Source organism: Rhizorhabdus sp. GW822-FHT03C02, from assembly GCF_058801765.1.
This window is the reverse complement of record NZ_JBXANN010000003.1, coordinates 73863-87224: the sequence shown is the minus strand read 5'-3', so window position 1 is coordinate 87224 and position 13362 is coordinate 73863. Positions and strand designations below refer to the sequence as shown.

Here is a 13362-nt window from a genome sequence, read left to right as displayed (position 1 = left end):
TCGGGAACGGCCCCTTGTCGCACGGTGGATGCTGAAACAAGTTCAGCATGACGGCGTGGGGCGAGGCCGAACTGGCGGTGCTCCAACCGCATCCTCACGGCAGCGCCACCGTCACCGGCGCATTGGGCAGCGCCCCACGGATTTCGGGCGAATACATCGCCTGGACCCGGGTCGGCGGCAGCTGGAAGGTGCCGCCGGCGTTGAGCCGCACCGCATATTCGACGACCACCCGGCCGCGCGGCATCCAGCCATAATAGCCGCGCCAGGCGTCGAGCCCGCGTTCGACATAGCTGGGGGAGGCGCCTTCGCTGCCGTTCGCCTGCGCCGCCAGTTGCGCCGACTGCCCGCCGAGATCGCCGACGATCGTCGCCCCCGCCGGGATCGGATCGTTGACCACCACCCAGTTGCGCTCGGCGCCCGCGTCGATCGTCAGCCGCACCCGCAGCACGTCGCCGCGCGACAGCCGGCCCGGCACCCGGCGCTGGATCACGCTCACCGTCCGCGCGATCCGGTAGCCGCCGAAGAAGGCCGCCTTCATCGGCACCGCCGCGGTCACCGAGACCTGCGCCCACGGTCCTGCGCCTTCGCCATGCGCGAGCAGCAGCGGGGTCGGCATCGACGGCAGCCGCAGCGCGATCGGCGCGGGGGCGGGCCAGGTCGCGACCGCGCTCTGGCCGGCGAGCGACACCCGCGTCGTCCCGCCGATCGCGCCCGGCGGATAGAGGGTGTCGAACTTCTTCACGGCGACCACGCCCCAGGCATTGGCGGTGGTGGTATCCCAATGACCGCGCGACTGGCGCATCGCCAGCCCGACCATCAGCCGCGGGGTCTCGTCCTGCCAGCCCGGCCGGCCGATCAGGGTCGCGAGCGCGCGCGCCGCGGTCTCGTCGGCCGACGACATCAGCCACCAGGGCGATCGCGCGCTGTCGGTGAAGTCGAAGCGCGATCCTTCATAGGCGATCCGCGCACGCAGTTCGGTCTCCGCCTCGGCCGCGCGCGGCGCGAGCCCGGCGGTGCGGGTGACGACGGTCAGCCAGTCGACCAGCGCCGAGGTCTGCATGTCCTTCGGCGCGATCCCGATCTGGTCGGCGAGCGCGGGATCGGCGGCGCCGGCGCGGGCGAGCGCGGCCAGCGCCATCAGCTTCTCCATGCGCTTGTCGCCGGCATAGCCGTCGCTGCGCTCGATCCGCCCCTCGACCACCCCGCGCAGCGCGGCGATGATCTGGCCGCGCGGCCCCTCGGGCAGGATCAAGCCCGCCTCGCTGGTCATCGACAGGGCATAAGCGGTCAGCGCCACCGATCCGTCGGCAGTGCTGTCGGGGAAGTAGCGCAGCAGCCCCTCGCGATCGAGATAGGCGGGGATGTCGGCGGCGAGCCGGTTCCACGCCCCGACGTCGCCCGCGACCACCGCTTTCGACAGCTGCTGCTCGAAACAATCCCACAGATAGGCGCGCATATAGTCGCGCACCCCGTCGAGCGGCGGCGACAGGCTGTTGGTCAGCCGCACCGACACCCCGCCGCGGCCGGGCAGCGCGCCCGCCGGCGGGGTCATCAGGATCGACGTCTGCGGCCCGACCCTGAGCAGGGTCGCCGCCCAGGTGTCGACCGGGACCGCGGGGACGACCTGCTGCTCGGCGGTCATCCGGTCGCGGGTCCGGCCGTCGGCGGCGTCGGCGCTGACCGTCCAGCGCAGCCGGTCGATTCCGGCCGGCGCGCGGGTCCGCCAGATCACCGTCTGGGCGCCGCCCGCGGGGATCGTCACGGTGATCGGCCTGGCGGTCAGCACCATCGGCGCCACCGAAACCCGCGCGGTCACCCGCATCGCCCGCGGCGATCCGTTCCGCAGCGTGAACGCCGCGCCGTAAAGGTCGCCCGACCGCACCAGCGGCGGCAGCCCGGCATGGATGCCGAGATCCTGGGTCGCGCGCACCAAGACCTGGCCGGTGCCGAAGCGGCCTGCACCCGCGGTCGCCACCGCGACCATCCGGAACGACGACAGCGAGTCCGACAGCGGCACCGCGATCCGCGCCATGCCGTTGGCGTTCAGTGGCACCCGGCCCTTCCACAGCAGGATCGGCCGGAAATCGCTGCGGTTCATCTGCGACAGGTCGCCGCCGCCGCCACCGCCGGTCGCGACCGCCTTGCGGCCATAATGGCGCTTGCCGACGACCTGCATCTGCGCGGTCGAGGTCAGCACCGACAGCGGCCGCTCGTCCATCATCGCGTCGAGCAGCTGCCAGCTCGGATTGGGGGCGAGCTGGAGCAGCGCCTCGTCGATCGCGACGAAAGCGATCTCGGCCTGTTTCGGGGCCTTGCCGTCGGCGCCGGTCACCCGCATCGCCACCTGCGCGGTGTCGCGGACATGATATTTGGGCCGGTCGGTCTTCACGTCGACATTGAGCCGGTGCGCATCCCAGCCGACCGAGATCTTCGCCATTCCCATCCGGAAGCTCGGCTTGGCGAGGTCGACCAAAGCGGTCGGCGGCGCGGCGAGATCCTGGAAGAAGGGCAGGTGCCAGCGCCGCGCGAAGTCGGCGAGCCACAGCCGCCAGCCGGCGACCCGGCCGCGCACCGCGAGCACCGAGACATAGACGTCGGGGGCATAGTTGCCGAGCAGCGGCACCTCGACCACCGGATCCTTGCCCGACAGCGTCGTCACGAAACTGGCGAGCACGCCCTCGCGTTCGACCGTGACCAAAGCGGTCGCCGATCGGAACGGCATCCGCACCTGAAAGCGTGCGGTGTCGGTCGCCTTATATTCGCGCTGTTCGGGGACCACGTCCATGCGATCGCCATTATCGCCGCCGAACCACCAGTCGCCGCCCGCGAGCCAGATCGAGCTGGTCGCGCGCGCCTCGTTGCCGTCGTCGTCCTTGACCGTCGCGACCGCAGTGACCTCGCCCGAGACCCCGGCGTCGATCGCGCAAGCGGCGAGCCCGCGCTCGTCGCTCTTCGTCGAGCAGCCGGCGTCGATCAACGTCACCTTGGCGTTGTTCTCATAGGCGTAGAAGCCGCCGATCAGCCGCCGCCGCGCCGACATGATCTGCCGGCTGTAGAGCTGGACCTTGATCTTGCGCCCCGCGACCGGCTTGCCGTCGAGCCCGAGCACGACGAATTTCAGCCGCAGATCGTCCTTCTTCATCAGCCAGCCGTCGGACTTCATCCCGACCCGGATCGCCGCCGGATAGAGCACCACCCGCTGGCTCGCGGTCAGCGTCTCGCCATTGGCGTCGGGATAGTCCATCTCGACCGCCATGGTGGCGCCGTCCTTCAGCGTCGCCGGCACGGTGATCGCACTGTGCGCAGCACCCTGGCCGTCGAGCGTCGCCGCGAGCAGCTGGGTCGGCGGTTTCGGCGCCGTCATGTCGCGATTGTCGTCGTCGAGCGGGGTCACCCCCTCGACCATCGCCGCCCCGCCGAAGGTCCAGCCGTCCCAGCCGCGCGGGGTCGGCAGATCCTCGTCGAAGCTCGCGCGCAGGTTGACCGGCAGCCGCGGCGCGCCGCCGCCCGACAGATAGCCGACGAACAGATTGACCGGCACCGATTTCGGCCGGACGAACGGCCCGTCGGGGCTGGCGATCGTCGCGCGCATCGTCGGCAGCCGATATTCGTCGACGCGGATCGACTGGCCGGTCGCGAAGCTGCTGGTCGGTTTTTCCTTGTCGCCGACGATCACGCTCAGGTCGTAATCGCCCTGCGGCGCGCCCTTGGGCGCGGTCCAGACATTCTCGCCGACCCCGTTCGCGCCGATGACGATCGGCAGGTCGAATTCGGTTTCCGACCCGCGATGGGTAAGGCGCAGCGTGCCCTTGAGCCCCATCGTCTGAAAGCCGGTGCCGACCGGGCGGCGCATGACATGCTTCATATGCACCGTCTCGCCGGCGCGCATCAGCGTGCGGTCGAAGATCGTGTGGAGGATCTGCGGATGATCCTCATATTCGAAGCTCATGTCGAAATCATAGGGCTGCAGGCCCTTGTTCCAGCTCGTCAAAGTGAAGCTGAAATCGCCGCTCTTGCGTACCGAGACCATCAGCGGATGGCTGCTCTCGCTCTCGCACGAGCCATAGCTTTGCGGGGTCGGCAGGTCGCCTTTGATCGTCAGCGCGCCGTCGCCACCGCTCTTGCCGGTCGCCAGCTCGAGGCCGGTGCAGCTGTCGGACACGCGGATATCGGCGCCGACCACCGGCTTGCCGCTGTCGAGCGCGGTCACCCAGGCGAGCGAGACCCCGCGGCCCCATTTGAAATGGACCGCCATGTTGGTGACCAGCGCCCCGGTCGCGACATAGCGGGTGGCGTCGCGGCCGAGCAGCGCGCGGCCCAGCGTCGGGCTCGCCAGTTCGACGACATGGAAGCCGGGGGCGCCGAGCGCGATGCCGACCACCTCGAACGCCTTGCCCTTGGCCGGCAGCGGCACGTTGCGGCCTTTGGTGCCGGCGATTCCGGCGAGCAACGGCGTGTCGCGGGTGTGGTTGACGGTGACGTCCTTGCCGCCGCTTTTCTCTTCCTTGAAGCTCGCCTCTTCGGCGGCGTCGAGCTTGCGCAGCCAGGCGGCGACCTCCTTGTCCGAATCCCCGAGCCGCAGCGTGCGGCCGGCGATCGGCAGCGCGCGGCCCTGCAGCTTCGGTTCGACATTGCGCACGGTGACCGGCAGCACGCCGCCTTCGTTCGCCTCGACGATGCCGAAGGTCGCCGCGAATTTGACCAGCGGTGGCGCTGCATCGAACTGGACCGGCAGCGGGAAGCGGCGCGCGTTGACCAGCGGGCGGCCATCCTGGTCGCGGACATCGGCCGGCATCAGCACCGTCGCCGCGGTGGCGCCATGATCGGCGGGCAGGACGAACTTGACGCTGTCGGTGAAGCCGTTGGCCGGGCCGGCATCGCCGTCGCCCTCTTCCTCGTCGCCTTCGCTGGCATTGTCGGTCTCGCCGCGATCGGGCGACAGCATCGTCCCGTCGGCGAGCCGGATCCGGATCGCCGCCGCGGTCGCCTTGGGCACGGGGGCCGCGAAGCGGACATAGGCCGGCTCGACCGGGCTGCATCCCGCTTGTGGGTTGGTGCGCGAACATTCGAAGCGCGCGGTGAACTCGTCGACGACGGTGAAGTCGAAACGCTGCGCGGTGCCGGCGGTGCGGCCGCCGCCGCTGATGCTTTCGCCCCACACCAGCGCCATGTCGCGCCCGGGCGGCAGCGGCCGGCGGCATTTGAGCGCGACGATATTGCGGGTCGCCGCGGCCGATCCCGCCTGGGCAGGCGCAATCCCGGCCTCTTCGAGGAACTGCTTCGCCTGGTAGCTTGACTTGGCCATCGCCGGCAGGATTTTGCGCGGCACATCGGCGCCGAGAAGGTCGACCGGGATCTTCTCGCCGATGCCGTTGACCGCGCAATAGGCGCCGGCGGCGATCGAGGCGCGGTCGGCGGGGATGTTGGTCGCGACCAGGAAGCTCTGGTCCTGGCGGATGCGCCCCTCGTAGCGTCCCGGCAGGATCGCCCGCACCCGCGGCCCGCCGGTGTCGACGACATAGCGTCGCTGCCCGGCGACCGCCGATCCGTCGACGCTCTTCAGGCCGTCGCGCAGGGTGAAGCTGCAGCTCAGCCCGCCGGGCAGCGGCGTCTCGAATTCATAGACCCAATATTGCTGGTCGGCCCAGCGCCCGGCCCCCGCGACCGGGCAGGCGACCTCGGCGGGCGCCGCGGCCCGCGGCTCGCCGAGCGGCACCATCGGCGCCGAGAAGCGCATGCGGAAGCTGCGCACCGCGCCGTCGCTGTTGTCGGGTCCGGCCATGGTGATCGTCGCACCGGCAGCCTGCGACAGCGCGCGCGACCCGAGCAGGATAGCGGGAATCAGGGCGACGAGCAGCAGGATCGGCCAGAGCCGGAGAACCACAGCACGCATCACTCAAGCTCCCACACGCGCCGCGCTCGTGCGTGGCTGCGGAGGGGAGACTAGGGGGTTTGGCGGCGGAGGTGAAGGGTAGGGATGGAGGCGGGCGCTCGCATATTTATGTTAGCTTCCAATTGGTGTGCCTAGCTTACTGATTCCACGCATACGGCCCTACCACCGTCCCCACGAATCCCGTGGCGCGCTTCGTGCTCAGGAAGGTCGCGTCGAACTCGGCCTCGAGCGTGCTCGTCCGCCCACCGACCGCATAGTCGAACCCCATCGTCCCGCCATCGGCGCGGATCGTCAGGGTGATCGGTCCGGTGGCGGTCAGCGGTGCCGAGGCGACGAGGCTGTCCGCCTGCGCCTTGTCGCGGGTGTAGAGCGCGATCACCGGCTTGCCGGCGATCCGGGTGAGGCCGAAGAACAGATAGGACTGGTCGTTCTGCAGCGCGACCAGCCCGGCGCGATCGCCGTCCTTGTCGGGGGTGTAGCGCAGCACCGTCGACATCGTCGCGATCGCATGTTGCTGGCGGCGGCCGACGAACGCGGGGACGCCCGAGAGATCGCCGAGCGGCGCGCCGCGATCGAGGATCAGCGCCCCCCTGTCGAGCCGATAGAGCGGCTGTTTCGGGGTGCGCACCCCGATCCACTGCATCGCGAGCCGCTGGCCATCGAAGTCGTCGACATAGCTGAAATCGCCGGTGACCGGGATTGCGGGCCGGGGTTGCGCGGGCAGCTTCGGGCGCGGCGCGACGAACGGGATCGGGGCGCCGTCGGGCAGGATATGCGGCCAGCCGTCCTGCCAGGTCACCGGCAGCAGGAAGGTCTCGCGGCCGATACTATAATAGTCGCCCTGATAGGGGCGGGTGGCGAGGAAGGTCGCCCACCAGTCGCCATTCCGAGTCTGGACGAACTTGGCGTGGCCGGCCGAACTGATCGGGTTGGGCCGGGCGGAGTCGAGGCTGCGCTGGCTGAGGATCGGGTTGCCGCGATAGGGGATATAAGGCCCGCGCAGGCTGTCCGATCGGAACACGACCTCCGAATGTTTGTCGCCGGTGCCGCCCTCGGCCGCGATCAGATAATAAAGACCGTCATGCGCCAGGAGATGCGGTCCTTCGATCCAGCTCGGTTTCTGGCGGATGTCGACCCCGCCATTGACGATCTGGGTGCGCTCGCCGACCATCTTGCGGGCCTTCCAGTCGAATTGCTGAATCCAGATCGCCCGGTGGCCGTCATAGCGTGGCGGCTCGTTTGGCGGGCCGTTGTTGACGATATAGGCCTGGTCGCCGTCCCAGAAGATCGACGGATCGATCCCCTCGAAGGCGAGCCAGACCGGATCGGACCAGGGGCCGGCGGGATCGGTCGCGGTGATCACGAAATTGCCGCCGCATTCGACGCAGGTGTTGACGATGAAGAAGGTCCCGGCGTGGTACGAGATGTCGGGGGCGAACACGCCCTGCGATATCCGGCGGCCGGTGAAATCGAGCTGGCCGGGCCGGTCGATCGCGTTGCCGATCTGGGTCCAGTTCACCAGATCCTTCGAATGGAAGACCGGCAGGCCGGGGAAATGCGCGAAGGACGAATTGACCAGATAATAGTCGTCGCCGACGCGGGTGACCGACGGGTCGGGATAATAGCCCGACAGGATCGGGTTGCGATAGTCGCCGGGCCCGGCGGCGGCCCGTTCCTGGGCGTGGCCCGCATAGCGGAACTGCTCGAAGCGGGCGGGGCCGGCGATGGCGGCGGATGCCGTGAGGGCGAGGGCGATCGCGAGCAGGGTATGGCGGGGCGGTTTCGGGGTCACGCGCTTCTCCTTCGTTGGCCGATGGCGGGGCCTGCATAAACGAAGGATAAACTCAGACAAATCGCAAAAATGCGGTCTTGGAGGCCGATCGATCTCGTCGCCCCGGCGGAGGCCGGGGCCGCCCAAGGTTCCAGCACTGACGGTGATCCGCGGGTCTTCCTACAGGCGGTATCAGGCGAAATCGGCATTCAGGTGGTGAGAGAGAAAAGCGGAGCGCCTTCGCCTTGGGCGGCCCCGGCCTCCGCCGGGGCGACGGAAAAGAGCGCTCTTACCGCACATCCCCCAGCACCATCTCACGCCCCCCGATCCGGATCGCACCGCCGCGAAACTGCCAGTAGATCATCATGCTCATCGCCGCCGCGTAGAAGCACCACACCGACGCGAACGCATATTCGCGCACCAGTTCGACGATCGTCAGCACGACGACGTTGAGCGCGCCGTACCAGCGCACGACCTTGTGGCTCGACAGCAGCAGCGACCCGCAGGTCGACAGGATGTAGAGCAGCGAGATCCACAGATTGCCGGTCATCGGGTTGCGATAGGCGATCGCATGATGGTCGATGAACACCCGGCTCGGCAGCATCAGCAACCCGTAAAGATCCCAGGCGCACACCACTGCGCCGATCGCGGTCAGGCCGATGATCGCGGTGCGGCGCCGGCCGGGCGGTTCCATCAGACCGACCGCGGCGGGCATCAGCAAGGGCAGCAGTCCCTGCGCATAGAGGGTGAACAGGAACGACGCGCGGTGGAGGCCCTCCTGGCCGATCGTGCCGTTGAGACCCAGCCAGACCATGCCCTCGGTGAACTGGTGGAGCGCGAACAGCATCGGCACCGCGGCGAACAGCAGCGTGCGCGGCTCGCGGACATGGCGCAGCGTCGCCACCCCGATCGTCGCGATCGCGGCGGCGGAGACGAAGCTGGCGGTCGGCGAATAGCACATGCGGTTCTTCCCTTCTGATCCCGAGGCGAGGCGCTATCACCCGAAACGAATATCCGCCATGGCGCTTGGCGCGTCCGGGCGGGCCGTGCACAAGACCGGGAACGGCAGTGCCGCCGATGGAGACCCGCATGACCTTCTCGCTCTACGATGCCCTGATCCCGTCCTTCCGGCAGATATTGGGTTCGGTCGCCGGGCTGCTCGACAAGGCCGAGGCGCATTGCGACGCGGCCGGGCTGCCGCATGGGACGATTCTCCACGCGCGGCTGGCCGACGACATGCTGCCCTTCGCCTATCAGGTGAAATCGGTGGTGGTGCATTCGGCCGGCGCGATCGAGGGCGTGCGCCGGGGCAGCTTCTCGCCCGACACCAGCCCGCCGCCTGCGAGCTTCGCCGGATTGCGCGAGCGGGTCGCCGGGGCCGAGACGGCGCTGGCGGCGATCGACCGCGCCGAGCTCGATGGCTTCATCGGGCGCGACATGCGCTTCACCTTCGGCGACCGCCATGTCGATTATCGCGCCGAGAATTTCCTGCTCTCCTTCTCGCAGCCCAATTTCTATTTTCACGCGACCACGGCCTATGATCTGATGCGGTTGCAGGGCGTGGCGCTGGGGAAGCGCGACTTTCTCGGGCGGGTGAACAAGGATCGGGCGGAGTGAGCTGTTCGAGAGGTTCGAAATCTCTCCGTTATCGTCGCCCCAGCGAAGGCTGGGGCCCATGTCTCTCTCCTCTCGATACGGCATCTTGTGCCGGGCGAGACATGGGTCCCAGCCTTCGCTGGGACGACATGGGAAGGGACCGCTACGCTCTCCAGGAACACCATGCGCCCGGCCGAGCATGACCATAACAAGCTGCGCCTGCTCAAGGCGGTCCGGCGGACGCCGTCGATCTCGCGGATCGAGCTGGCGGCGGCGCTGGGGCTGACCAAGGGGACGGTGACCGAACTGAGCGCCGCGCTGCTGCGGCGTGGGGTGATCGTCGAGGAGGAGGCTGCGCCCGGCGGGCGGGGGCGGCCGCGGACCGGGCTGCATATCGCCGCCGGCGCGGCGCATGCGCTGGGGCTGTTCCCGATGTTCGATGGCACCGCCTTGGTCGAGATCATCGACATGACCGGCGCGCGGATCGCCTCGCACCGCGCGGCGATCGGCGGGCTAGGCGATGTCGGGTCGCTCGCCGGGCGGCTGGCCGACGCGGTCGAGGATGCGATCGCCAGCGCGCCGATCGCGCGCGACACGCTGCGCCATGTCGGCATCGTCCTGCCGGGGCAGGTCGATCGCCGCGCCGGCACCCTCCACTGGCTGCCCGCGGGCGGAGTCCATGATCCGGTGGCGATCGGGCCGCTGGTCGAGGCGCGGATCGGCATTCCGGTGACGCTCGACAACCGCGCCACCGTCGTCGCCCGCGCCGAACATTGGTTCGGCCATCCGGGGGCAGGGGATCTCGACAATTTCACCTTGATCGCGCTGCTTGAAATGGGGATGGGCGGCGCGCGCTATGCCGACGGCGCGCTGCAGACCGGCTATAACGGCATGAACAGCGAATATGCCCATGCGAAGGTCGCCTTCGACGGCGGTCGTACCTGTTTCTGCGGCGGGACGGGGTGCCTTGCCGCTTATGCCAGCGTGGCCGGGATCGTTGCGGGACTGGCCGGGCAGGGGGCCGCGAACGAGCGGACCATCCCGGTATCGTTCACCGAGGCCGTCGCGCAGACGCAGGCGGGCGACGCCGTCGCCAAGGCCGCATTCGATACCGCCGGGCGCGCGCTCGGATCGGCGGTCGCGGGTCATGTCAACGCCGACGATCCCGGCCGGGTGGTGATCGCCACCGCCAGTCCCGATCTGCCGGCGCTGCTCGCCCCGGCGTTCGAGGCGACCCTGGCTGCGCAGATCCTGCCGGCGCTGCGCGCGCGGACCCGGATCGCGATCCGGCCGATCGCCGCCAACAGCCTGTGGCAGGGCGCGGCCTCGCTCGCGCTCGAACAACTCTACCGTATGAGTTGAGATACAAGCCGAGCTTCCCGCCTGCGCAGATTTAGTTCGTTGACCAAACTTATTACTATCGAGCAGGTAGAGAACCGAAGGGGCACCAGGGTCGCAGCGACGATCGGGGCTTCCGCACGGAAAACAAAGGGGAAAATGCTTGAGAACCCAGCCCTGAGCTGAGCGGTCGCGGACCGGACCGACAGGTCCGGCCGACCGTCCATCGACCATCCTATCGAATGTCATCGTCCTGCCCGCGGTCCGGTCGGGCGCGCTCCGGCGCGCCTTTCCGGCCAGCGCCCCCGCATGCCCGTCGCAGCGGAGGCGTCGATCAAGAACCAGAAAGTATCGCCCATGACCCATGTCCGCCTGTTCCCCTCGACCCATGCGATCGCGGTCGCGCTGATGATCGGCGCGGTGACGCTGCCGGCTTCTGCGGCGCTGGCCCAGACCGGCGCTGAAGCCGTAGCGGCCGCCGACACGCCGGCCGACGGCGAGATCGTCGTCACCGCGCAGAAGCGGACCGAGCGGCTGCAGGACGTTCCGCTGGCGGTCAGCGCGATATCGGCCGACCGGCTGGCGCAGCGGCAGATCAACGACACCAACGGGCTGGTCAATGCGATCCCGTCGCTGACCTATACCCAGGGCAACAATGTCTCGAACTCGACCTTCCGGGTGCGCGGCATCGGCACCTCGCTGTTCAACCAGGGCTCCGAATCCTCGGTCTCGACGGTGATCGACGGGGTGGTGATGGCGCGCCAGGCGCAGGGCTTCGTCGACCTCGCCGATCTCGAACGGGTCGAGGTGCTGCGCGGGCCGCAGGGAACCCTGTTCGGCAAGAACGCCACCGCCGGGGTGATCAGCGTCGTCACCGCGCGGCCCACCGATCACCTCACCGCGCGCGCCGAGGCGACCGTCGCCGAACAGGACGAATATCGGCTCAAGGGCACGGTGTCGGGGCCGCTCACCGATCGGCTGCGCGCGCGGCTGAGCGGCTTCTACAACGATGTCGGCGGCCACATCACCAATGTCGCGACCGGCAAGGACCAGAACGGGTTCAAGAGCTGGGGCGCGCGCGGCAAGCTCGATTGGGACGCGACCGAGACGCTCAATCTGCTCGGCACCGTCGACTATCGCAAGACCAATGCCGATTGCTGCCAGCCGCAATATATCCAGGTGACGACCCCGCTGCTCGCACAGCTGCTCGGCCCGATCGTCGCCAGCCGCCACAATCGCCAGGTCGCGATCGACGTGCCGTCGTTCAACGACACGCGGCAGTGGATCGGCTCGCTCGAGGCCAATCTCAAGCTCGGCGATCACACCCTGACCTCGATCAGCGCGTGGCAGGATTTCCATTTCGACAATAATGTCGACGTCGACGGGCTTAACACCCCGCAGCCGATCTTCGTGCCCTTCTCGAACGGCAAGGGCGTGCTCAACGGCGGCCCCGCCGGGGTCAAGCAGTTCAGCCAGGAACTGCGGCTGACCTCGCCGCAGGACCGGCCGTTCACCTATGTCGCGGGCCTCTATTATCTCGACCTCGACGTCAGCCGCGGCTTCCGCCGCCGGCTCGGCAATTGCGTCGCCGGCGGCGCCAACGGGCCGGCGGTGTTCGGCCAGCCCTGCGCGGTGCCGACCTACACCTCGACCTATCACCACGCCTCGTCGAAGACCGAGCAATATGCCGGCTTCGGTCAGGCCGAACTCAAGCTGGTCGATGCGCTGTCGCTGATCGGCGGCGCCCGGCTCCAGCGCGAGACGGTGCGCTACAGCGCCAACCGGCCGGGTCTCGCGCTGATCGCGGGCGACGTGCCGCAGGCGGCAGCGTCGTCGGGCAGCGGATCGACCAGCGACACCGATCTGTCGGGCAAGGTCGGCCTGCAATATCGCTTCAGCCGCGACGCGCAGGCCTATGTCACCTGGACCCGCGGCTATAAGGGCGCGGCCTACGACATCGAGGTCACCGCCAATTTCGTCAACCAGCGCCCGGTCCGGCCCGAGACGGTCAAGGCATGGGAGGCCGGCTTCAAGTTCGACCTGTTCGATCGCCTGCTCTCGATCAACGCTGCGGCCTTCTACGCCGATTATTCGGACCTGCAGGTCCAGGCGGCGAACACCGATCCGGTCACCGGGATCGTCTCGTCGATCCCGACCAACGCCGGCAGCGCGATCACCAAGGGCGTCGAGCTCGAATTCTCGGCGCGTCCGGCCAAGGGGCTGTCGTTCAACGGCGGGGTCACCTATCTGGCGACCAGCGTCGACGTCGACGGGCTGAGCTGCCCGTTGCCGCAGCAGGCGGCGGCCGCGGTGCTCGCCAATCCGGGCGACAATATCTGCTTCCGGCGGACCGCGGGCGGTACCACCTTCGTCAATATCCATGACGGCCGCCTGCCCAATGCACCCTCGTGGCGCGGCTCGCTGACCGCGCGCTACGAAAGCGACCTCGCCGGCACCGATTTCGCCCTGTTCGGCCAGCTCAGCGGCAACGCCCAGAGCCGGGTCAACTTCACCCTCGAACAGGATCCCGATGCGGTCCAGAAGGCCTATGCCACCGTCGACGCCAGCATCGGCCTGCGCGACAAGGCGCGCGGCTACAGCCTGACGCTGTTCGTGCGCAACCTGTTCGACCAGCATTATCTGACCAGCATCAGCCGGGCGGGCGAACTCACCAACGCCGCCAATCCCTATAATCTGACCGGCTTCATCCCGAAGGACGCCGACCGCTATTTCGGCGCGACCTTCGCGATCAGCTATTGAGGAG

The 13362-nt window shown here is 68.8% G+C and carries 6 protein-coding genes; 3 read left to right on the top strand and 3 right to left on the bottom strand.

The window, feature by feature from the left end; translation table 11 throughout:
- Window positions 1–94 precede the first annotated feature (94 nt).
- The 3 genes from AC1RM6_RS10200 to AC1RM6_RS10190 all read right to left on the bottom strand — a co-directional run bounded on the left by AC1RM6_RS10200 (window position 95) and on the right by AC1RM6_RS10190 (window position 8625).
- Window positions 95–5893, bottom strand: coding sequence for an alpha-2-macroglobulin family protein (locus AC1RM6_RS10200; RefSeq protein ID WP_493100738.1), 5799 nt, complete (start codon window positions 5891–5893; stop codon window positions 95–97).
- A gap of 136 nt (window positions 5894–6029) precedes the next feature.
- Window positions 6030–7685 (bottom strand): glycoside hydrolase family 43 protein, encoded by a 1656-nt coding sequence (locus AC1RM6_RS10195; protein WP_493100736.1) that lies wholly within the window; start codon window positions 7683–7685, stop codon window positions 6030–6032.
- A gap of 268 nt (window positions 7686–7953) precedes the next feature.
- Complete coding sequence (locus tag AC1RM6_RS10190; RefSeq protein ID WP_493100734.1) at window positions 7954–8625, bottom strand: DUF6629 family protein; 672 nt, start codon at window positions 8623–8625, stop codon at window positions 7954–7956.
- Window positions 8626–8753: 128 nt separating this feature from the next.
- Here AC1RM6_RS10190 and AC1RM6_RS10185 point away from each other — a divergent pair, with 128 nt between their 5' ends.
- From AC1RM6_RS10185 to AC1RM6_RS10175, 3 genes are all read left to right on the top strand, one after another.
- Window positions 8754–9281, top strand: a complete 528-nt coding sequence (locus AC1RM6_RS10185) for a DUF1993 domain-containing protein (RefSeq protein WP_493100732.1) — start codon at window positions 8754–8756, stop codon at window positions 9279–9281.
- A 162-nt stretch (window positions 9282–9443) separates the two neighbouring features.
- Window positions 9444–10622 carry an ROK family transcriptional regulator gene (locus AC1RM6_RS10180; protein WP_493100730.1) on the top strand — a complete coding sequence of 393 codons (1179 nt, stop codon included), beginning with the start codon at window positions 9444–9446 and terminating at the stop codon, window positions 10620–10622.
- 333 nt (window positions 10623–10955) lie between these two features.
- Window positions 10956–13358 carry a TonB-dependent receptor gene (locus AC1RM6_RS10175; protein WP_493100728.1) on the top strand — a complete coding sequence of 801 codons (2403 nt, stop codon included), beginning with the start codon at window positions 10956–10958 and terminating at the stop codon, window positions 13356–13358.
- The last annotated feature ends 4 nt before the right edge of the window (window positions 13359–13362 follow it).